Here is a 21,060-nt window from a genome sequence, read left to right on the forward strand (position 1 = left end):
CCGCCCCGGCGGGCAGCGCGGCCGGCAGGGCACCGTGCATCCGTCCCCGGTAGAGCGCGGCGCCGAGGCTGCCGAGCAGCGCCATCCCGAGCGCACCGCCCAGCTCGGTACCGGACTCCAGCAGACTGGCCGCGCTACCCGCCCGCTCGACCGGCGCGGCGGCCAGCACCACCTCACTGGCCTGCGACATCACCCCGATCGACCCGACCGCGTAGCAGGTGGCGGCCGCCAGCAGCACCCAGAGCGGCGTCCGCTGGGTGACCAGCGCCAGCCCCGCGAAGCCGACCGCCATCAGCGCGAACCCGCCGGCCACCACCGGGGCCCGACCGCAGCGGCGGGCCAGCGCGATCGCCGCCGGCGCCACGGCGCCGACCGCCAGCGTGGGCAGCACGCTCCACAGCGCGGCGCGCAAGGTGCTCTGGCCGAGCACCAGTTGCAGGTACTGGGTGACGAAGACCGCCATCCCGACCAGGCCGAACATCGCCAGCATGGTCAGCCCCACCGCCCCGGCGAACCCCCGGTTGCCGGCCAGCGCCGGGTCGACCAGGGCGTCGGGGTGACGCCGCTGCCGGCGCACGAAGACCGCGCCGACCAGCAGCCCGAGCAGCAGCGCACCCAGCGGCAGCGGGTGCGGGCCGGTGCGGGCCGTCTCCTTGACGCCGTAGATCAGCGGCAGGATCGCGGCCAGCGAGAGCAGCGCGCTCGGCAGGTCGAAGCGGCCGGTGCGCAGCCGCGGGGTCTCCGGCAGCAGCACCGGGCCGAGCGCCAGCAGCAGCACCATCGCCGGCAGGTTGATCAGGAAGACCGAGCCCCACCAGAAGTGCTCCAGCAGGATCCCGCTGAGCACCGGCCCGACCGCGATGCCGCCGCTGGTGACGGCCGTCCACAGCCCGATCGCCTTGGCGCGCTCGCGCTCGTCGGGGAAGAGGCTGCGGATCAGGCCGAGGGTGGCGGGCATCAGGGTGGCACCGGCGACACCGAGCACCGCGCGGGCGGCGATCAACTCGGCGGCGGAGCCGGCGTAGGCGGCCAGGGTGGAGGCGGCGCCGAAGCCGAGCGCGCCGGTCAGCAGCAGCCGGCGGCGACCGATCCGGTCGCCGAGCGCGCCCATCGTGATCAGCAGGCCGGCCAGCACGAAGCCGTAGATGTCGAAGATCCACAGCTGCTGGGTGCTGCTCGGGCGCAGGTCCCGGCTGATGAACGGGACGGCGAAGTAGAGCACCGAGACGTCCATCGACACCAGGAGCAGTGGGAGCAGCAGCACGGCAAGTGCGAGCCATGGGCGGTGCAGGGTGTTCATCCGGATCTCCCCGTGACAGAGCTGAACGAAGCCGGGCGTACCTCGTACGCCGGAGTCTGCGCGTACAAGGTACGCCTAGTGCGGCTCGACAGGCAAGGGGGTTTGACCGACCAGACTGGCACCCGCACTAGTACACTGACCGGAACGCCCGCACCCGCCGAGCAGGAGCCGCCCCATGCCCCCCGCCGAGCAGCCGCCCTACCTGCGGATCGCCGCCGAACTGCGCGCCCGGATCGTCTCGGGCGAGCTGCGCCCCGGCGACCCGGTGCCGTCGACCCGCCGGATCACCCAGGAGTGGGGCGTGGCGATGGCGACCGCGACCAAGGTGCTGGGCGCGCTGCGCCGGCAGGGGCTGGTCGAGTCCCGGCCCGGCGTGGGCACGGCGGTCGCCGCCCGGCTGCCGGAGCTGCCGCTCGAGTCCCCGCCGGCAGGCGCGCCCGACCCGACGGCGCCCGCCCCTGCTCCCGCTCCTGCGCCTACGGCCCCCGTCCCAGCCCCCACCCCAGCCCGGCGGCGCGAGCCGCACGCCGCCGCCGAGGCCGCGCCCGCACCCGCACCCGCACCCGGCCTGACCCGCGAGCGAATCGTCCAGGCCGCCATCGCGCTCGCCGACGAGGAGGACCTGACCACCCTCACCATGCGCGGGGTCGCCGCCCGGCTCGGCGCCGCCCCGATGGCGCTGTACCGGCACGTGGCGAACAAGGAGGAGCTGGTCGACCTGATGGCCGACGCGGTGCTCGGCAGCGAGCCGCTGCCGCCGGCCGAGCTGACCGGCTGGCGCCCCCGGCTGGCCGCGCTGGCCCGCCTCCAGTGGTCGCTCTACCGCCGGCACCCGTGGCTGGCGAGCTGCATCTCGCTGACCCGCCCGGTCCCGCTGCCCGGCGCGCTGCGGCACGGGGAGTACGTGCTCGGCTCGATCGAGCCGTACGGGCTGCCGCCCGCCACCCGGCTCTACTTCCACATCATGATGTTCGCCGTGGTCCGCGGGCTCGCCGTCAACCTCGAACTCCAGTCGCGTGACCGGGATCTGACCAGCGAGGAGTGGATGGCCTCGCAGGAGCAGGCGCTGGTCGCCGTCCTCGGCACCGGCCGGTTCCCGCTCTTCGGGGAGCTGATGGTCGAGTTCGACCAGTCCGCCGGCGCCGACGACTTCGAGCTGGACCTGGACCACCTCTTCGAGTTCGTCCTGGAGCGGCTGCTCGACGGCCTCGCGGTCTACTTCGCGGACTGAGCCCGGCCCCGCCGCCCGCCCCCGGGGCCGCTCCGGCCGCCCGTGAGCACGCCTGCGCCCCCGCTCACCCGCGCGGCGGCGGACCGGTTGCCGGGCCCCGCCGGCCGCCCGAGGCTGGCCGGGAACCTCCCCGCTCCCGAGCCCCGAGGACCGGCGCCATGACCCCCTCCCCGAACTCCCCCACCCCGTTCTTCGCCCCCTACGGCACCCGCCTCGCCGACGAGTCCCCCGAGTACGCCGCGGCCCGCGAGGAACTGCGCCTCGCCGAACTGGAGTTGATGCAGCAGCGGGAACGGGTCGCGCAGCGGCGACGGGAGCTGCCGCCCGGCGCGGCGGTCGAGGACTACACCTTCCTGGAGGGCCCGCCCTGGCTGGACCAGGGCGACGACCCGGTCCGCCCGGTCCGGCTCGGCGAGCTCTTCACCGGCCCCGACCGGGCCCTGGTGATCTACCAGTTCATGTACGGCAAGCGGCAGCAGAGCCCGTGCCCGATGTGCACCATGTGGCTGGACGGCTTCAACGGCATCGCCCACCACCTGCTCCGCAACGCCGACTTCGCCGTGGTGGCCGCCGCCGACCCGGCGCAGCTGCGGGCGCACGCGCGGCGGCGCGGCTGGGACCGGCTGCGGCTGCTCAGCTGCGGCGCCAACACCTTCAAGTACGACCTGGGCAGCGAGGACGAGCAGGGCAACCAGGACTCGACCGTCTCGGTCTTCACCCGGGAGGCGGACGGGACGGTCCGGCACCGCTACTCCGTCCGGCCGACCATGTCCGAGGAGGTCAACCAGCGCGGCATCGACCTGCTGTCGCCGGTCTGGCACCTGCTCGACCTGACCCCCGCGGGCCGGGGCGACTGGTACCCCTCGCTGGACTACTGACGGCCTCCGGCCGGTCGCGGGCCACCTCACACCCACGATGGTCACTCACCGTAGCCTTCTGATGGCATTCGGTTCTTCCAGCCGCCCGCGCCGTAAAAACAGTTGGCCCCCGCCCGCCTCTCCTCTACGCTGTACAAGTCTTATACGGCGTAGAACAACGACGGACAACGAAACGGCCGCACCCAGCGGCGCGAAGGCGGGGGCACACCTCTCATGTCACACACCGACTCCAAACCCGGCACCGACCAGCAGCAGCCGGCCCCCGAACGCCGGCCCGACCGCTGGGTGATCCTCGCCGTGATCTGCCTGGCGCAGCTCGTCGTGGTGCTGGACAACACCATCCTCAACGTCGCCATCCCCTCCCTCACCAAGGAGCTGGGCGCCACCACCTCGCAGACCCAGTGGGTGATCGGCGCCTACTCGCTCGCCCAGGCGGGGCTGCTGATCGCCGCCGGCGGCCTGGCCGACCGGTACGGGCGCAAGCGGGTCCAGCTGATCGGCCTCGGCCTGTTCGGCGTCGGCTCGCTCGGCGCCATGCTGGCCGGCAGCCCCGGCGAGCTGATCGCCGCCCGGGCCGGCATGGGCGTCGGCGGCAGCCTGCTGATGGCCACCAGCCTGGCCATCGTGGTCCGCGTCTTCCAGCCCGACGAGCAGCCCAAGGCGATCGCGGTCTGGAGCGCCATCGCCTCGCTCGGCTTCGCGCTCGGCCCGGTGATCGGCGGCCTGCTGCTCAACCGGTTCTGGTGGGGCTCGGTCTTCCTGGTCAACCTGCCGGTCGCCGCCCTCGGCCTGGCCGCGGTGGCCCGCCTGGTCCCCGAGTCCAAGGACCCGCGCGGCGACCGGCCCGACCTGCTCGGCGCGGTGCTCTCCACCTGCGGCCTGGTCGGCCTGGTCTACGCGGTCATCCAGGGCCCCGGCAACGGCTGGACCGCGGGCAGCACCCTGCTCTCCGGCGGCCTCGGCGTGCTCTTCCTGCTGCTCTTCGCCCTCTGGGAGCGCCGGATCGAACACCCGCTGCTCGACATGGGCTTCTTCCGCAACGCCAGGTTCCGCGGCGCCATCTCCGGCGGCGTGCTGGTCAGCTTCGGCCTGGGCGGCTCGCTCTTCCTGCTCACCGAGCACCTGCAGTTCGTGCTCGGCTACGGGCCACTCTCCGCCGGCCTGCGCACCGCACCCATGGCCCTGACCGTGGTGCTGCTCAACCTGACCGGCTTCGGCATGCGGCTGACCATGAAGCTCGGCCTCAAGCCGCCCACCGCCATCGCCGCCGGCCTGACCATGCTCGCCGCCGGCCTGGCCGCGATCGCCCTGCTCGGCCGGCACGGCTCCTACCCGGGCATCCTGCTCGGCCTGGTGCTGATGGGCGCCGGCGTGGCCGTGGCGCAGCCCGCGATGGCCGGCTCGATGATGAGTTCCATCCCGCCGGAGAAGGCCGGCGTCGGCGCCGGCCTGCTCGGCACGCTCAGCGAACTGGGCAACTCGCTCGGCGTCGCGGTGCTCGGCGCGGTGCTCACCGCCGGTTTCGCCGGCGCACTGCCGGCCGGCCTGCCGCACGGCGCGTCCCGCTCACTGCCGGACGCGCTGGCCGCCGCCGGCCCCGACCACGCCCACCAGGTCGCCGGCGCCTTCGCCGACAGCCTGACCCACAGCCAGCTGATCGGCTCCGCGGCCGTGCTGCTCGGCGGCTTCCTCGCCGCCTGGCTGCTCAGCCGCCCGTCCGCCGCGCTGCCCCAGGCACCGCAGCCCGCCGAGCCTGCCACCCAGGCCGGCTGATCCGCCCCGTACCATCGCTGCACGGCCGCCCACCGGCGGTCGTGCAGCGCGTGCCGCATTGGCCCAGAGGCAAGGACAGGACATGGCCGAGCAGCCCCGCGACCCCGCGGTCAGCATCTGGGTGAAGCCGCCCAAGACGACCCGCAGGCGCGGCGCCGCCCCCACCGGCCTGAGCCGGGAACGGATCGTGGCCGCCACCGTGGCCCTGCTCGACACGGACGGCGTGCAGGCCTTCTCGATGCGCAAGCTCGCCGCCCAACTCGACGTCACCCCGATGTCGGTCTACTGGTACGTCGACAACAAGGACGAACTCCTCGAACTCGCCCTGGACGAGGCGATCGGCCGGATCCGGATCACCCCCCTCGAGGACCACGGCGACTGGCGCCGCCACCTGCGCGCCCTCGCCCACGAGTACCGCCGCTGCTTCCAGGAGCACCCCTGGGCCACCGAACTGGCGGGCCGCTACCTGGCCCTCGGCCCCAACTCCCTCCTCTTCACCACCAGCGCCATCGGCGCCATCACCCGCAGCGGCCTACCCGCCGACCACGCCGGCGCCGCCCTCGGCCTGATCTTCGAGTACGCCTACGGCTTCGCGGTCCTCGAAACCCAGTGGCTCCGCCGGGTCCGCGCCTCCGGGCTGTCCGAGGAGGAGTTCTACAAGGTCGTCTACAACATCGTCGAACAGGCCGACGCCCGCTTCGTCGAACAGGCCGAACGCATCGACAAGGACGGCACCAACTCCCCCGCCGCCCGCGACCGCCGCTTCACCCAGGGCCTCGACCTCGCCCTGGCCGGCATCGACACCGCCATCCCGGCCACCCCCTGACCCGCGTCCGGCCACGGGGACCACGGCAACCACGGCGAAGGGCCGGCTCGCGAGGATCGCTCCTCCGAACCGGCCCTTCGCGTCAGTGGGCGCGGACGGGGTCGAACCGCCGACGTTCGCTTTGTAAGGCTTGGCGCGGGGGACCCTGGCTGACCTGCGCGTCTACCACCTGGGGCCGCGCCTGAACCCTTGCCTTGTAGGCGCCGTGATCGACCGCCGCATGCCACTCGATCTGGCACGGTGCCAGGCCTAGAAGAACTGGGGGTACAGGCCGACTTCCAGCGGATCGGCCGGCCGGTCCGACCACTTCCACCAGACGTGCCCTTGGTCGCAACCCCACACTCCTCGGCAGACCCGCTGCCCGTCCTCCTCGCGGCGGCCGAGTGCAAACGATCCCAGCCTCAACAGCTGACCGCACTCAGGGCACCGCGGGCGGTTCTCAGCGGAGGACATGGTGTGCACCGTACCGCGCAGTCGCGGGTGCAGCGGCTCCTTCGTCCCGAAGCAACTCGGGGGACCGGGCGATCGGGGCTCAGCGAGCTGGTGACCTGCGCGAACGGTCCGCCGTGGTCCGGGACCGTTGTCGCGCAGATAGACACTCAGCTGCGCGCAGCTCCCGGCGCCCACCCGGCCGCCACCTGACGCCCGCCGAGCATGAGCGCCACGATTCCGGCCACCGCCGAAAGGGCCGCCGGCAGGATGTCGACCGGCACCCGCAGCACGACCACGATGACGATCACGGCCACTGGCCAGATCTGGGGAGCTGGGGTTGACACAGGGCCAGGGAAAGGAGAAAGACTCATGGATGTGCCTCCTGAGATGGGGTACGTCGCGCCCGTCCATGCTGCTGTGGTCTCCAGCCGGGCAGCTGGGCGGGCGTCTTGCACGGCGATCTCGCCGTCGGACTAGAAGCTAACTGCCTTTCTGGCCAGGCTGCTTAGCAGTCGCTCTGAACAGGACACATGCAAGACCGTCGTGCAGTTCGAGCGCCGCAGGAAGAGGACGCAGAGGCATCTGCTGCTGAGCTGCGGGGCTGCACATATGCGCACCTGACTGCTTCTCACGTGAGAAGAACAAGGGCAAGGAAGTGTCGTGACTTCACGACATTCCTGGTGCCCTTGGTTGGCTGAATCTCGCATGCTTGCGACCTCCTGCTGCACGTGATGGGTGCGATAGGGGCGCTCACACCGACGTCCTAGCTGGTCAGGGCCAGACACGAGACTCTGCTGTTGGGGAGCCGGCGTGCGCGAGGGTCGTGCAGTTAGCGAGTGGCGGAGCGTCCTGGCAGGTGTCTTGTGCGGCCTGGGTCCCACGGTGCGTGCCGTTTGCCCGCCAGCGCCGGCTCAAGTCAGCGCGACGGCGGCACGCCCCAGGAGGTGATCTGGCAGTGCCTCTAATGACAGAGAGCGAGACGGTACGTAGGCCATGATCGGGGGGCCGTAAGCTGCTGCGACTCGGTCAGGGCTTTTGGGCCTGACCGCAGTTTGGCCGAGTGGCCCCCCGGTCTTGCTCGGTGCGGGGCCCGGTCCTGACAGGTGGGTAAAACCGTGGAGCCGCCCGCCCCAGCCACGGCGGGCCTCGTTCTGAGCTGAATCCCCCGCGGGCCCGCCGGCCGCCGCCGGTAGCGGGGCGGAGACAGGAGCGGACGGCGAGCGGACGGCGGGGCCGGGGGGGGGGGGGGGGGGGGGGGGGGGGGGGGGGGGGGGGGGGGGGGGGGGGGGGGGGGGGGGGGGGGGGGGGGGGGGGGGGGGGGGGGGGGGGGGGGGGTATCCCCCCCCCCCCCCCCCCCCCCCCCCCCCCCCCCCCCCCCCCCCCCCCCCCCCCCCCCCCCCCCCCCCCCCCCCCCCCCCCCCCCCCCCCCCCCCCCCCCCCCCCCCCCCGCCGCGCGGATGCGCGGCGCCTTGAACCCGTAGAGAAAGTTGTTACTCAAGCTCGCTGCGGCGGTGGGCCCTTGAGCAGATGGGCCAGTAGGTGACGACCGGCTTGCCCGGGGGCGGCAGCAGCGGCAGCAGGTTGACCGGTCGGGCCGACCACTCGCGGTACTGGTCGGCCTGGCCCGTGGTGATGGTGCACGGGAGTCCGTTGCGGAGGTCGTGGAGGGCCGCCGCCTTGCCGGCCTCCGTCCACTCGCACAACCGGACGGAGTCCGTGGCCTCGGTCCTCAGGACGTAGACCTTGACGGAGCGCCGCACCCAGCGGATCGCCCCCTCGGCACTGGCCGTGTTGAAGACGTTCACCAGCTGCGGGCCGATCAGGCTCGGCACCCAGTACTCGCAGCGGTATCCGCGCTCGGCGATGACGGGCGCCCCCTCGCTGCCCGCCGGGATCCGCTGCTGCGGGAGCAACAGTTCCGTGGTGATCGCCCGGCCCCGGCGGTCGCCGGCGATCGTGAAGCGGTCGGCGAGTGCGGCCACGATGTCCAGGCCCCGGCCGCGGATGCTGTCAACCCCGGAGTGCTGCACCCGCGGGGAGCTGGCGCTGGTGCCTGCGTCGGTGACCGTGATGGTGATCCCCCAGGCCGCCAGCACGAGGGCGACCTCGAAGGTGCGCGCCTGGCGGCCGCTCTCGGTGTGCTGCACGGCGTTGGTGCTGAGCTCGCTGACGATCAGTTGGGCCTCGTCGGCGCGGGGGTGGTCGTTCAGAAGCTTCCGGATCCAGCCCCGTACCGTGCTGAGCTCCCGGGGGTGGCCGGCGAACGTGCGTCGGTGAGTGGTCATGGCGCTCCTCTGCGGCGTTGACCTGCTCTGTTCCGCCCTGGCTGACCGGGGCACTGTTGCCGGGAGTCGTCGGGCAGTACATTTAGTACTAGCACCGTACTCAAGATACGGCTAGCAACAATACGGGTTCGCACTTTTCGTACGGTTAGCTGGTGCGGCGACGGGGACCGCTGCTCGAGTTCGCTACCGAGGGAGGAAGAAGCATGTTCGGACTGGTGGTGCGCTTCACCTGCAAGGACGAGTCGGCGGCAGCCGCGTTCGATGACCTGGCGGCCCGGACCGGCGAACTGATCCGGACCAACGAGCCCGGGACGGTGGTCTACGCGGTCCACCGAGTTGACGGCCGGCCGCTGGAGCGGATCTTCTACGAGCTCTACCGGGACCGTGCCGCCTTCGATGAGCACGAGTCGAAGGAGTACGTGAAGGTCTTCCTCGCCGAGCGCGAGCAGTACCTCGCCGCCACCGAGGTCGACTGGCTCGACCTTGTGTCCGCCAAGGGTGTCGACGTTGAGCACTGAGTACGCCAAGGCGCTCGGGAAGAAGATCGCCTTCCACCGCAAGCGCCGTGGGCTCTCGCAGAAGGAGTTTGCCCGGCTCCTCGACCGCTCGGAGGCCTGGGTGTCCCAGGTGGAGCGGGGCGTCCGGCGGATCGACCGGATGACCGTCCTGGAGAAGGTCGCGGAGGTCCTGGACATCCCCGTGGCCGAGCTGGCGTCGGAGGCGCCGATCGTCGCCGCGGCGGCCGAGAGGGAGGCGCCCGGGGCGAGCCGGCTGCGGCTGGTCCTCAGTGCGGCGCACTCGCTCAAGGCGATCCTCGGGCCGCACGCCGCGCCCGACGTGGAAGCCCTGCGGGCCGAGGTGGAGCGGGCCTGGTCGCTCGCGCACGCCGGCGGCTACGCCGACCTGGCCGAGGTCCTCGAAGACCTGGTGCCCGCACTTGAGTCGGCCGCCCGTTCCGTCCCGGAGAACCAACGGGCCGACCTGTTCCGCCTGTTGGCGCGGATGTACCACGCGTGCAGCGCCGCCCTGTCGAACATGGGCGAGCCGGAGGCGGCCTGGATCGCCATCGACCGGTCCGTGGTCGCCGCCGAGCGGGCGGGCGATCCCCTGCTGATGGCGGCCGGCGAGTTCCGGCTGTCGATCGTCTTCCTCGGCGCCCGCCACTTCGAGCAGGCCGCCCAGGCCTCCGGCAGCGCTGCCGACGCGCTCCGCCCACTCGCGGAGTCCGGCCAGGTGGAGGCCGTCGCGATGCGTGGCGCGCTGACCCTGCAACGCGCGGTCGCCGCCGCTCGCGCGAACCAGGCCGAGCAGGCCTACGAGTACCTGCGCGAGGCACGCGAGATGGCCACCACGGTGGGCGCGGGACGCAACGACTACAACACCGAGTTCGGGCCGACCAACGTCGGCCTGCACGAGGTCTCCGTGGCGGTCGACCTCGGCGACGCCGGTATCGCCCTGCGGGCAGCCGGCACTGTCGATCCGTCGGTGCTGTCGACGGAGCGTCAGACGCGTTTCCACATCGACGTGGCCAGGGCCTACGCCCAGCGTCGCCAGTTGGACGACGCGGTGGCCGAGCTCATGACGGCCCAGGGGCTCTCGCCGGAGATGTTCCGTGCCATGCCGATGGTCAAGCAGCTCGTCACCGACCTGCTGACCATGAGCGGGCCGACGTCCGATCAGCTCCGGGACCTGGCCCGCGGGTTGGGCGTACTGGAAGTATGAGCTGGCACCAAAAGTACTAGGTAGCCGGACCGTCGGCGGGGTGAGCCAGGAAACGCACTTCCACGACCTACGGCACACCGGGAACACCCTGGCGTCCCAGAACGGGGAGCACCCGTGAGCCGATGACCCGCATGGGCCACAGCAGCACCCGCGCCGCGCTGATCTACCAGCACATGACCAGCGACCGGGACCGCACCATCGCCGACCGCATGGGTGAGGCCGTCCGCAGAACACGCGGCGACCACGACGAAGGGCCGGTTCGCGAGGATCACTCCTCCGAACCGGCCCTTCCCGTCGGTGGGCGCGGACGGTTTCGAACCGCCGACATCTGCTTTGTAAGAGCAGCGCTCTACCACTGAGCTACGCGCCCCGGCCGCGTGGGGCCCGGGAGGGGGGTGCACGCGGTGGAGAGTAAGAGTACCCGGTCCGGGGTGTGGTGCTGTGCAGGGTGGTGGGGGGTCGCGGGTGGGGGTGGGGGTGATCGGGGAGAATGAGGGGTCGGGTCGGCGGAGCAGGGAGCGCGCGAGTGAGGGCGGGTGGCACGCGGTGAGCGGGGGGCGGTGGCGGCGCGGGGCGGAGGCGCACCGGGCCGAGGCGGTGGCTGCCCGGGATGCGGCGCAGGAGGCGTTCTACGAGCTCGACTCGGCGCAGCGTGAGCTGGAGCTGGCGGTGGCCGCGGTGCGGGCCGTCGGGGACGGGCCGGCGGAGCGGCGGGCGCTGGCCGAGTACCAGGACCTGAAGGCGCGGATCAACCAGGTCACGGTGGCCTACCTGGACGCGCTGGACGCGGTGGACCTGGAGGCCGTCGAGCTGGCGGCGGGGGCGGCTGCCCAGGCGCGGCAGCGGTTGGAGCAGGCGCGGCGGGAGTTGCTGGCCAAGCAGGCGGAGCTGACCGGGTTCCTGAGCCGGCTGCAGCCGCTGGTGCAGCGCGCGGAGCAGCAGTTGGTGCGGGTCGCTCCGGCGGTGGAGGCCGCCAGGCAGGCGCTGCTGGGGGCCAGTGGTGCGCTGGACGCGGCCCGGGCGGCCGGGCTGCGGGCGGACGAGCCGGCGGCACGGCTGGCCGAGCTGGGGCCGGAGCTGACCCGGCTGAACGAGGGTGCCGCCCGCCACGGGGTGGCGGACACCCTGGAGCGGGCCGAGCGGGTGGCGCGGCTGGCCGCGGGGATCCGCGAGGAGGCTGCGCAACTGCCGGAGCGGGCGCGGGAGATCGACCGCCGGGTGGCCAGTCTGCGGACCCGGATCGAGGCGCTGGCGACCCGGGCGACGGCGGTCGAGCCCACGCTGAGCGAGCTGCGCCGCCGGTTCTCCGCCGGGTGCTGGCAGGACCTGCAGCACGTGCCGCGGCAGCTCGCGGAGGCCGGCCGGGCGGCGGACGCGCGGCTGGCGGAGGCGGGGCGGGCCCGGGACGAGCAGCGCTGGGCGGACGCCACGGCGGCGCTGGGGACGGTCCGGGCGCTGCTGGAGACCGCGGACGGGTCGGTGGCGGCGGTGGCCGAGCGGCTGCGGCGGCTCGACGAGGCGGCACGGGACCCGCAGGCGGAGGTCCAGCGGGCCCGGTTCGCGCTCCGGGACGCGCAGCGGCTGGCGATGGCCGGCCGGCAGGTCCCGGATCCGCGGCACGCCGGGCCGCTGGACGCGGCGGTCGGCCGGCTGGACCGGGCGGTCGAGGGGTTGGCGGCGGCCGGGGCGCACCCGGACTACTGGCACTTCCTGACCGAGCTGGACGGGGTGCGGCAGACCGCCGCCGAGGTGGTCGGGCTGATCCGGGCGGGCCACGGATCGCCCTGATCGCGGGCCGGGACCGGGCGGAGCGGAACGGGTACCCTGCGAACATGCCACGCTACGACTTCCGCTGCCGCTCCTGCGGCGCGACCTTCGAACTGCGCCGCGCCATGGCCCAGGCCAACGACCCGGCCGTCTGCCCGCAGGGTCACACCGACACCGTGAAGCTGCTCTCCACGGTCGCCGTCACCGGCGCGAGCGGCGGCTCGGCCCCGCAGCCGCCGGCCGGTGGCGGCGGTGGCGGGTGCTGCGGCGGGGGCTGCTGCGGCTGACCCGGGAGGGATGCGGGGACCTACCGGAGGGCTGGGGCCCACGACGAAGGGTGACCTGCTCTGTCGCAGGTCACCCCGCACGCGTCACCCCGCCCCGCGCCCCGCACGCGTCACCCCGCCCCGCGCCCCCGCCAGCAGCTCCGCCAGGATCTCCTCCCCCGCCAGCGCCCCGCGCCGCGTCAGCGCCGTGACCCGCGGGCCGGTCCACCCCCGCTCCGCGAGTTCGCCGTGCCCGGGGCGCCAGCCGCGGTCGGCCGCCAGCAGCAGGTCGGCGTCGAGCAGCGCGTCCCCGGCAGCCAGCACGGCCGGGTCGCCGCCCACCCGGCGGGCCACCTCGGCGACCGCCGCGCTCTTGGTGAGCGCCCGCGGCACCGCGTAGACCTTGCGGCCCTGGAGCGAGACGCCCCAGCCCCGGTCCGCGCACCAGGCGGTCAGCTCGGCGAGCCAGCCCTCCGGCAGCCCGGCGCGGTCCACCACCAGGTAGCAGAACAGGTCCTCGGCCACCCGCCGCCTGAGCAGCCAGTCGGGGTCTACGGACCGGGACAGCCGGTCGGCCACCTCGGCCAGCGGGGCGCCGGCGGCGGCCAGTCGGGCGGCCACGGCGGCGTCCCAGTCCGGGTCCGGGCGCCCGTCCACCAGCAGCCGCCCGCCGTTGGCGCAGACGGCGAAGGCCGGCGCCCCGGCCGCTCCCGGCAGCCGGACCCGGCGGTACTGGGCGACCGTCCGGGTGGTGACCGGGACGAAGACCGCGGCCGCGGCCAGTTCGGCGAGCAGCCCGGCCGCCCGCTCGGTCAGGTAGGAGAGCGGCTGGCCCTGGTCGTCCCGCTCCACCAGCCGCAGCCGGGCGGGCGAGTCGGAGGGCAGCTCGGCGGACCGCTGGGAGTAGATCAGCGTCTGGTCCAGGTCACTGGCCACGATCACGTCCGTCGTCCCTCCCGCGGCGCCCGGTGCTGCCTCACCCGCCCGGTGCTGCCTCACAGCGAGCGCCCCGAGGCGCCGGTGGCACCCTTGGTGTACCGCGGGTGGATCAGGCCGACACATGCGTACGGCAGTTCCGCCACCTCCTCCACCGGCACCCCGCGCTGCGCGGCCAGCAACCGGACGTGGTCCAGCTCGGCCCCGCTCCCGCGCCGGGCCAGCACCCGCCAGGGCACCCGGCGCAGCAGCACCCGGGTGGTCTCGCCGATCCCGGGTTTGACCAGGTTGACCTCACCGATCCCGTACTCGGCGCTGATCCGCTCCACCGCCGCCCAGCCGGCCCAGGTCGGCCGGCGCTCGGCCGGCGTCAGGGGCTCCGCCGCGGCCACCGCCGCGCGGACCGCCGGGAAGTGGTCGGCCACGATGTCCAGGAAGGCGGTGGAGACGTCCGCGCCGGCCAGCTCCCGGTAGTACTTGGCGCCGTGGAAGTCCTCCGGGCCGATCAGGTCGGCGCGCAGCACGGTGCGCGACACCAGGCCGGAGACCGTGGAGTTGAGGCAGGCGGACGGGATCAGGAAGTCCTCCCGGGTGCCGAAGGTCCGCACGCAGCCGCCCGGGTCGGCGAGCACCGCGAGCTCGGGGTCGAACGGGGTGCCGGCCAGCGCGGCGGCCAGCTCGCGGGCGATCGCCCCCTTGCCGGTCCAGCCGTCCACGAAGACGACCTGCGACGGATCATGACGCTCCGTCAGATAGCGCAGCGCGACCTGGTCGACGCCGCGCCCGCGGATGATGGAGAGCGCGTAGTGCGGAACCTCGATCCGGTGCTCGGCGGCCAGCCAGCGGCGGACCAGGATGCCGACCGGGGTACCGGCCCGGGCCAGCGAGGCGAGCACCAGGTCGGGGCCGCGCTCGCGGAGCAGGGTCTCGGCGACGGTGCCGACGGCCAGCGCGATCCGCCGCGCCGAGTCGCGCAGCGCGCGGTGGAAGAGTTCCTGGTAGTCGGGGCTCGGCTGGTACTCGACCGGCAGCGACTCGGCGTAGTGCGCGCCACCCGACTGGACGGCCGCCTCGCGCTCCTCGGTGGGCGCCTCCAGGGCCACCGGCGACAGGTCGGTGAGCAGCCAACTCACCTCCTGTGCCCGGTAGCTGGAGAACTCCGGGCCGTGCAGCGGGCGGGCCGCGACCGGCCGGTGCACCGGCAGCACGGCGAGCACCACCCGGTCGGTCACCGTGCGCAGCCGGGCGAGCAGCCCGTCCCCGGCGTGCAGGGCGGGCGTGTCGGCGGCGGCGTCCACCACCAGCACGATCGCGTCGAACCGCGCCCCGGCACTCCGCCCGGGGGCCACGTTGTAGGCGTACCGCTCCCCGGCCCCCTCCTCGGGGGTGCCGTGCGCGGCGAAGACCAGCCGGGTCCGGATCGGGTAGCCGGGGTCGTCCACCGCGAGCACCGGCGAGCGGGTGGTGCTGGAGAACCGGACCTCGACCGGCGCCACCTCCCGTTCCAGCGCCTCGGCCAGCCGCAGCGGCGCGTACATCAGCTCCTCGCAGCCAAGCACCAGCACCCGCCGCTCGCCGCCGGCCAGCTCCTTGGCCAGCCGCCGGCCCAGCTCGGGCAGCGCCGCCGCCAGCCGGGCCAGCTGCGCGGGGGTGCACCCGTGCCGCCCGCTCTCCGGCACCCCGGACGGCCAGGGCAGCGCGAGCCTGACCAGCTCCGCCCTCGCCTCCCCACCACCGACCGCACCGCCGTCCCCGACACCACCATCCACGGCAGCGGCGTCCACGGCAGCGGCGTCCCCGACACCAGCATCCATGGCACCGGCGGCGAGGCCGCTCCGCAGCCGGGCCACCAGCTGCTGCGCCCGCTCCCGGCTCCCCGGCGGCAGCTCCACCCGGCCCCGGGCCAGTACGACCACCTCGATCGAGGTGCCCAACGCGGCGGCCGACGCCACCAGTTGCTCCCGGTCGGCGGCGTCCCGCAGGTCGACCAGGGCGGCGATCAGGTACCGCGGTCGCGGGTGCTGTCGGTGCAGCACCGCGATGGTGTTCAACGCCGTTCTGCCGGTGGACAGTTCGTCGTCGACCAGGACCACGGTCCGGGCCGCGGCGAGGAGTTCGGGGTCGGCGGGCAGCAGCAGGTGCGCGGCGGCGTGCGAGTGCTCCTCGGCGAAGCCGGCCAGCGGCGGCAGGCCGGCCAACGGACGGCGGGTGGAGTGCAGGTAGGGCGCGGCGAGTTCGTCGGCGACGCACTGGCCGAGGGCGGTGGCGGTCTCGGCGTAACCGAGCACCACCACCGAGCCGTCCACATCCGAGCCGCCCACGTCCGAGCCGCCCGCCACCGAACCGCCGGGCACCGCCCCGCCCACCACCGCGAGCCGCGCGCGCACCGCCGCACCCAACCGGCGGCCGGTCCCGTGGACCACCGACGGCAGCTGCGGCACGTGCTTGCCGAGCACCGAGGAGACCAGCAGCTGGGCCCGCTTCGGGTTGTCGCGCACGGCCAGCCCGAGCATCCCGCCCAGCTCGGCCTCCCCGCGCACCCGGATCCCCAGCCGCTCCCCGACCCACCGCCCCGTCCCCAGCACCGCGCCCGCCCCCGACTCGCCGTTCCCCACCCCGTCACCGCGCACCGCTCAGCTCCCCGTCCCGCCGCACCGCACCCACGCCCGCACCAGCCCCCACGCCCACACCCGCGCCCGCACCCGCACCCGCACCCGCACCCGCACCCGGAACCCCCACAGCCCCCACAATCCCCGCCGCCGCGAAGAGCTCCGCGAACCCCACCCCCGGCCGGGCCACCCCGAACGCCTCGGCCCGCCGGAGCACCCGCTCCGCCCAAGCCCGGTGCGGTTTGGCCTCGTTCATCTTGTTCCGGTACACCGACCCCACGACCCCGCCGGCCCCCTCCAGCACCACGCACGCATCGCGGTACTCCTCGTGCGAGACCACCGAGCTCGCGTGCACCACCGGCACCTGGCTGGGGTGGATGCAGGTCTTGCCGAGCAGCCCGTTGGCCCGGTCGAGTTCCAGCTCGCGGCGCAGCCCGGCCGGCTCGGCGCGGTCGGCGCGGTCGGTGGCCTCGGTAACGTCGGTGGCGTAGGCGCTATCGGCACCGTCGGTGGCGCGCACGAAGTACTCCCACACCGGACCGGTCACCGTGAAGCCGGTCCCGTCGGCCCGGCCGAGCACGTTGACCACATCGCCGATCACCCCGGCCACCGGGGCCAGGTCGTAGGCCGTCAGCGCGGGGGTCCGGCGCAGCCCGTAGCCGGCGCACAGGTCGGTGACGCCGAGCCGGACGGCCAGCACCCGCTCCCGGGCGGCGGCCAGCAGCTCGGCCACGCCCAGCAGTTGGGCCTGCCGCTGCTCCAGCCGGGCCAGCTCCGGGGACTCCAGCACCGGCATCCCGAACAGCCGCTGCCCGCACGCGCGCTCGGCCGTGGCGAGCGCCGTCAGGTAGGCCGCGCCGTTCTGCGCGGTGAACTTGGGCAGCACGAATCCGCTGAGCAGCGCCGCCGCACCGCCGAGCCGCCGGACCAGTTCCCCGATCTGCTCCGGCGCCCGGACCCGGACGAAGAGCAGCGGCAGCTCCGCCGCCCCCGCCGCCCCGGCGCCGCGGGCGAGCTCGCGCAGCCCGGCGACCAGGTTGGCCGCCCCCGCCGCCACCTCGGCGTCGGCGATCGCGTCCTCCAGGCAGAGGATCATCGAGACCACGCCGCGCGCCGCCTGCTTGCGGACGTCCGCGACCAGGGTGGGCCGGGTGGCCGGCAGGTAGAGGGTGCCGCCCAGGGCGGTGGCCAGCCGGTGGGCGGGTCCGCTGCGGTCGAACGGCGCCGGTTCACGGTGGAAGAGCCGGCGACGCTGGTCCGCGCCGAGCTGGCCGAAATGGCGCAAAGTGCACTCTCCAAGAGGTCCCGACGAGGCCGGAGGGGCCGCGGGCCATGACCGGCCAAGCCGGGCCCGCGGGTTTTTCCCGTCGCCGCGAAGCCGGCGGGAGCACGGCCGAAACCGCAGCTCACTCCGGATTCGACGGACATCGTACGGTCGATTCCTTTCCGCCGTGACCCACCGGAGCATGGAATTCGCTGAACATTTAAGCCCACGAATTACTTGCGCAATGACGCAAGTTTTCAGTCATTCTCCGCCCGCCGACTTCCCGGCGATCCGTTCCAGGGCCGCTGCCGGAGTGCTGCACCCGCGTTGTCCGCAGCCACGGCGAGCAGGCAGGATGGGCTGTTATGACGCACGTGATGGCGAAGGGCGCCAACATCTCGCTGGCCGCGGCGGCGATCCGCGCCGTGCTGCGCTGGCACGCGGTGCCGGGAGCGCCGGACGTGGACGCCTCCGCCCTGCTGCTGACCGCGCACGGCCGGGTCCGGTCCGACGCCGACTTCGTCTTCTACAACCAGCCGCGGCACCCCTCGGGCGTGGTGCGGCACCTGCCCAAGCAGAAGGTGCCGGGCAGCGCGGAGGTCGTCGACACCATCGAGGTGGACCTGGCCAAGCTGCCGCTCGACATCGACCGGGTGGTGCTGGCCGGCTCCGCCGAGGAGGGCGGGTTCCGCGCGGTGTCGCGGCTGCGCGTGCTGCTGTACGACGCGGCCGCGCCCGCCGGCGCCGAGCCGCTGGCCGAGTTCCCGGTGGACGACGTCGAGGCGGTCTCGGCCCTGGTCTGCGCCGAGCTCTACCGGCGCGACGGCGGCTGGAAGCTGCGCGCGGTCGGCCAGGGCTACGCCTCCGGACTCGGCGGGCTGGCCACCGACTTCGGGATCACGGTCGACGACGAGCCCGCGAGCCCGTCGGTCGCCGTACCGGTGCCGCCCGCCACCGCCCCGGCCTCCCCGCACGCCGCGGAGCCCGGCACCTACACCCTCACCCCGCCCCAGCAGCAGCCCCAGGCCCCCCAGGCGCCCGCACAGCCGCCGCCCCCGCCCGCCCAGCCGCCCACCGTGGCGCCGGCCCGCCCCAGCACCCCGCCCACGGTGCCCACCCCGCCACCGCCGGCCGCTCCCCCGGCCGCACCCGTTCCGCCCGCGCCGGCCCCGACCTACGGCTACCCCCCGGCCGCGGCCGCCCCGCCGGCCTACCCGACCCCGCAGCCGCAGCCCGCCCCCGGCTACGGGTACCCGCAGCAGCAGGGTTACGGCTACCCCCAGCAGGCCTACGGCTACCCGCCGGCCGCCCCGCAGCCGCCCGCGCCGCCGCTCGACCCCGACTTCGCGCTGCCGCCCCAGGGCCCGCAGTTCCAGCCGCGCTGAGCACCCGCAGGGCCCGACCGGACCGTCAGTCCTCCTTGTACCCCCGCTGCCACTGCATCCCGAAGCCGTAGAGCCGGTCCAGGTCCGACTGGAACCCGTGCACGTACCGCACCTCGCGGCGGGCCATCAGCTGCCCGCCGCGGTTCTCGATCAGCACCACCGCGCAGGAGCGGGCCGCCGCGGCACGCTCGTCCAGGTTGATCTCCAGCCGCGGGCCGGACGGCGGCACGATCTGGATCTGGGCGTGCGTCTGGTCGAAGGCCGGGGTGCCGTCGTAGATGTAGACGAAGATCAGCAGCCGCTTGAACTGGTCCTTCTTCTCCATGTTGATGTACATGGTCTCGCCGGACGGCGCCCCGTACTTGTCGTCGCCGCTGAGCTTGATGTACGGCGGGTGCTGCAGGTCGCCGAAGAACTTGCCGAGCGGCTGCACCACGCCCCGGGTGCCGTCGGTCAGCTCGTACATGCAGGCCAGGTCGAGGTCCACGTTCTCGGCGCCGCCCTGGGAGGCCTCGGTCTCGGCCGGGCGCAGCAACCGCGGCTGGAGCAGCTTGCGGCGCAGCGCGCCCTGCGAGCCGGAGACCAGTCGCGAGGTCCAGTGCAGGTTGACGAAGAGGGTGCCGGTGGTCGGCCCTTCCGAGGTGATCGCGTACTGCGGCCGCGACTTGGTCAGCGTCACCTTGCCCACCTGGGAAGACATCATCTCGGGCATGTTCCGCTCGCCCCGCAGGTACTCCCAGATCGTGGCCATACCGATTGCCCCCAGCCCGGCGCCGTTCTGACGCCTCCTCGGCAGCCGCCGCGCGACGCCTGCCCCGACCCGCTCCGGCCCGCACACCGCGGCCCCGGACGTGCGCACACCACCGGGCGCGCACCGGGTGCGCACGGTGAGGTGCGCACACTGACGCACCATTCTGCACTGCGGTCCATACCCAGCACCGGGCCTGAGACACCGTCCGGTCGGACGCCTGGTCAGCACCACCCGCGCGGCGGATGGTCGGGCGAACCGGACTCCCGTACCATGCGGCCGCCTCGGACGCGATATCGTCTAGCCGCACTGGTGTCCCTCGCCTGACCATCCGTCGCATCCTCGACCATCGGTTGCAGGGGACCGTCCACTCCCGCCCGACCGCGGAAAGCAGAGGCCAACCTCGCAATGTCATCCTCCACTCAGCTGGTGTGGGCCGTCATCGGCGGCGCCGCCCTGCTGCTCATAGCCATCCTGGTGGCCACCCTGCGCGTGAAGAGCGTCAAGGCCGAGGCGAAGAACGAGGACTCCTGGGAGCGGAGCGAGGAGCGCCGCCGCCGCAAGGAGACGTTGTACGGGATCGCCTCGTACGTGTTGCTCTTCGTCTGCGCCGGGGTCGCCGCCGCGCTCTCCTTCCACGGTCTGGTCGGCTTCGGCACCCAGAACCTGGGTCTCTCGCACGGCTGGGAGTACCTGGTCCCGTTCGGCCTGGACGGCGCCGCCATGTTCTGCTCGGTGCTCGCGGTGCGCGAGGCCAGCCACGGTGACGCCGCGCTCGGCTCCCGCCTGCTGGTCTGGGTCTTCGCGGTCGCCTCGGCCTGGTTCAACTGGGTGCACGCCCCGCGCGGCGGCGGCCACGACGGTGCCCCGCAGTTCTTCTCCGGCATGTCGATCTCGGCGGCCATCCTCTTCGACCGCGCACTGAAGCAGACCCGGCGCGCGGCGCTGCGCGAGCAGGGGCTGATTCCCCGCCCGCTGCCGCAGATCCGGATCGTGCGCTGGCTGCGCGCCCCGCGGGAGACCTACGCGGCCTGGTCGCTGATGCTGCTGGAGAACGTCCGCAGCCTGGACGAGGCGGTCGAGGAGGTCCGCGAGGAGCGGCAGGCCAAGCAGGACGCCAAGCTGCAGGCGCGCACCGCCGACCGGCGCGAGCGGGCCGAGCTGAAGGCGATCTCCCGCGGCAGCATGCTGGGCCGTAGCCGTGGCGGGCGCCAGCTGCCCGCACTGACCGCCGGCGACGGCCAGACCGCTACGGAGCCTGCCCTAGCCGAGTCGGCCGACCCGATGGCCAAGGTCGGTCCGTCCGCGCTGGAGCCGGCCGCCCTGTCGGCCGCCCCGCGCCGCAGCACCGGCAGCAGCACCCGCGGCGAGAGCCTCTTCGAGAAGGGGTCCCGGGAGAGCGTCGACCTGACCACCGAGGACGACACCCTGGCGCTGCCGAAGCTGGACTCCCCCTTCGACTCGCTGGAGCGCAAGCTGCGCGCGATGGAGAAGCGCCTGGGCTGACGGCCTCGGCCGATCGGCCTCGACTGATCGGCCTCGACTGATCGGCCTGGGCTGATCGCCGCCCGGCACACACGGCCGTGGGGGGTTAGTTTTTCTGTTACCCCACCCCCCCCCCCCCCCTCCCCCCCCCCC

The 21,060-nt window shown here is 74.0% G+C and carries 17 protein-coding genes and 1 tRNA gene; 10 read left to right on the plus strand and 8 right to left on the minus strand.

Features of this window, described 5'->3' with window-relative positions:
* Positions 1–1,300, minus strand: a 1,300-nt coding sequence (locus tag ACQRUO_RS23570) for an MFS transporter (protein ID WP_428318023.1), incomplete at its 3' end; no start/stop codon positions are given.
* Between the two features lie 175 nt (positions 1,301–1,475).
* Between ACQRUO_RS23570 and ACQRUO_RS23575 the strand changes: the two genes are divergently transcribed.
* From ACQRUO_RS23575 to ACQRUO_RS23590, 4 genes are all read left to right on the plus strand, one after another.
* The gene (locus ACQRUO_RS23575; RefSeq protein WP_428318024.1) at positions 1,476–2,531 is read left to right on the plus strand and encodes a GntR family transcriptional regulator; all 1,056 of its coding nucleotides are present in this window, start codon (positions 1,476–1,478) and stop codon (positions 2,529–2,531) included.
* Between the two features lie 158 nt (positions 2,532–2,689).
* Positions 2,690–3,409 carry a DUF899 family protein gene (locus ACQRUO_RS23580; RefSeq protein WP_428318025.1) on the plus strand — a complete coding sequence of 240 codons (720 nt, stop codon included), beginning with the start codon at positions 2,690–2,692 and terminating at the stop codon, positions 3,407–3,409.
* Positions 3,410–3,622: 213 nt separating this feature from the next.
* Positions 3,623–5,182 carry an MFS transporter gene (locus tag ACQRUO_RS23585; protein ID WP_428318026.1) on the plus strand — a complete coding sequence of 520 codons (1,560 nt, stop codon included), beginning with the start codon at positions 3,623–3,625 and terminating at the stop codon, positions 5,180–5,182.
* An 82-nt stretch (positions 5,183–5,264) separates the two neighbouring features.
* Positions 5,265–6,008: a TetR/AcrR family transcriptional regulator gene (locus ACQRUO_RS23590; RefSeq protein WP_428318027.1), complete on the plus strand. Its 744-nt coding sequence runs from the start codon at positions 5,265–5,267 to the stop codon at positions 6,006–6,008.
* Positions 6,009–6,607: 599 nt separating this feature from the next.
* On the opposite strand, the gene ACQRUO_RS23595 is transcribed toward ACQRUO_RS23590, so the two are convergent.
* Positions 6,608–6,754: a hypothetical protein gene (locus tag ACQRUO_RS23595; RefSeq protein WP_428318028.1), complete on the minus strand. Its 147-nt coding sequence runs from the start codon at positions 6,752–6,754 to the stop codon at positions 6,608–6,610.
* 1,176 nt (positions 6,755–7,930) lie between these two features.
* Positions 7,931–8,725: an ATP-binding protein gene (locus tag ACQRUO_RS23600; RefSeq protein WP_428318029.1), complete on the minus strand. Its 795-nt coding sequence runs from the start codon at positions 8,723–8,725 to the stop codon at positions 7,931–7,933.
* Between the two features lie 203 nt (positions 8,726–8,928).
* Here ACQRUO_RS23600 and ACQRUO_RS23605 point away from each other — a divergent pair, with 203 nt between their 5' ends.
* Both ACQRUO_RS23605 and ACQRUO_RS23610 read left to right on the plus strand, forming a co-directional pair.
* On the plus strand, positions 8,929–9,243 hold the full coding sequence (locus tag ACQRUO_RS23605) for a putative quinol monooxygenase (protein ID WP_428318030.1): 315 nt from the start codon (positions 8,929–8,931) through the stop codon (positions 9,241–9,243).
* Positions 9,224–10,447, plus strand: a complete 1,224-nt coding sequence (locus ACQRUO_RS23610) for a helix-turn-helix domain-containing protein (RefSeq protein ID WP_428318031.1) — start codon at positions 9,224–9,226, stop codon at positions 10,445–10,447. The genes ACQRUO_RS23605 and ACQRUO_RS23610 overlap by 20 nt, the downstream gene beginning before the upstream one ends.
* A gap of 298 nt (positions 10,448–10,745) precedes the next feature.
* On the opposite strand, the gene ACQRUO_RS23615 is transcribed toward ACQRUO_RS23610, so the two are convergent.
* A tRNA-Val gene (locus ACQRUO_RS23615) sits at positions 10,746–10,817 on the minus strand.
* A 176-nt stretch (positions 10,818–10,993) separates the two neighbouring features.
* Between ACQRUO_RS23615 and ACQRUO_RS23620 the strand changes: the two genes are divergently transcribed.
* Positions 10,994–12,235, plus strand: coding sequence for a hypothetical protein (locus ACQRUO_RS23620; protein WP_428318032.1), 1,242 nt, complete (start codon positions 10,994–10,996; stop codon positions 12,233–12,235).
* A 44-nt stretch (positions 12,236–12,279) separates the two neighbouring features.
* Positions 12,280–12,501, plus strand: a complete 222-nt coding sequence (locus ACQRUO_RS23625) for an FmdB family zinc ribbon protein (RefSeq protein ID WP_428318033.1) — start codon at positions 12,280–12,282, stop codon at positions 12,499–12,501.
* An 84-nt stretch (positions 12,502–12,585) separates the two neighbouring features.
* Here ACQRUO_RS23625 and ACQRUO_RS23630 read toward each other — a convergent pair whose 3' ends face one another.
* Genes ACQRUO_RS23630 through ACQRUO_RS23640 form a run of 3 tightly spaced genes read right to left on the minus strand, consistent with a single transcriptional unit; the run spans position 12,586 to position 17,310 of the window.
* Entirely contained in the window at positions 12,586–13,419 is an 834-nt protein-coding gene (locus ACQRUO_RS23630) for an HAD family hydrolase (RefSeq protein ID WP_428318052.1), read from the minus strand.
* Between the two features lie 56 nt (positions 13,420–13,475).
* Entirely contained in the window at positions 13,476–16,046 is a 2,571-nt protein-coding gene (locus ACQRUO_RS23635) for a phosphoribosyltransferase (protein ID WP_428318034.1), read from the minus strand.
* Positions 16,036–17,310, minus strand: coding sequence for an HpcH/HpaI aldolase/citrate lyase family protein (locus tag ACQRUO_RS23640; protein ID WP_428318035.1), 1,275 nt, complete (start codon positions 17,308–17,310; stop codon positions 16,036–16,038). The genes ACQRUO_RS23635 and ACQRUO_RS23640 overlap by 11 nt, the downstream gene beginning before the upstream one ends.
* 344 nt (positions 17,311–17,654) lie before the next feature.
* Here ACQRUO_RS23640 and ACQRUO_RS23645 point away from each other — a divergent pair, with 344 nt between their 5' ends.
* Positions 17,655–18,674, plus strand: coding sequence for a TerD family protein (locus tag ACQRUO_RS23645; RefSeq protein ID WP_428318036.1), 1,020 nt, complete (start codon positions 17,655–17,657; stop codon positions 18,672–18,674).
* Positions 18,675–18,699: 25 nt separating this feature from the next.
* Here ACQRUO_RS23645 and ACQRUO_RS23650 read toward each other — a convergent pair whose 3' ends face one another.
* Complete coding sequence (locus ACQRUO_RS23650; RefSeq protein WP_428318053.1) at positions 18,700–19,386, minus strand: TerD family protein; 687 nt, start codon at positions 19,384–19,386, stop codon at positions 18,700–18,702.
* Between the two features lie 444 nt (positions 19,387–19,830).
* Here ACQRUO_RS23650 and ACQRUO_RS23655 point away from each other — a divergent pair, with 444 nt between their 5' ends.
* The gene (locus tag ACQRUO_RS23655; RefSeq protein WP_428318037.1) at positions 19,831–20,928 is read left to right on the plus strand and encodes a DUF2637 domain-containing protein; all 1,098 of its coding nucleotides are present in this window, start codon (positions 19,831–19,833) and stop codon (positions 20,926–20,928) included.
* The last annotated feature ends 132 nt before the right edge of the window (positions 20,929–21,060 follow it).

The sequence above is a fragment of the Kitasatospora sp. LaBMicrA B282 genome, from assembly GCF_050325825.1.
In the GTDB taxonomy this organism is placed as follows: domain Bacteria; phylum Actinomycetota; class Actinomycetes; order Streptomycetales; family Streptomycetaceae; genus Kitasatospora.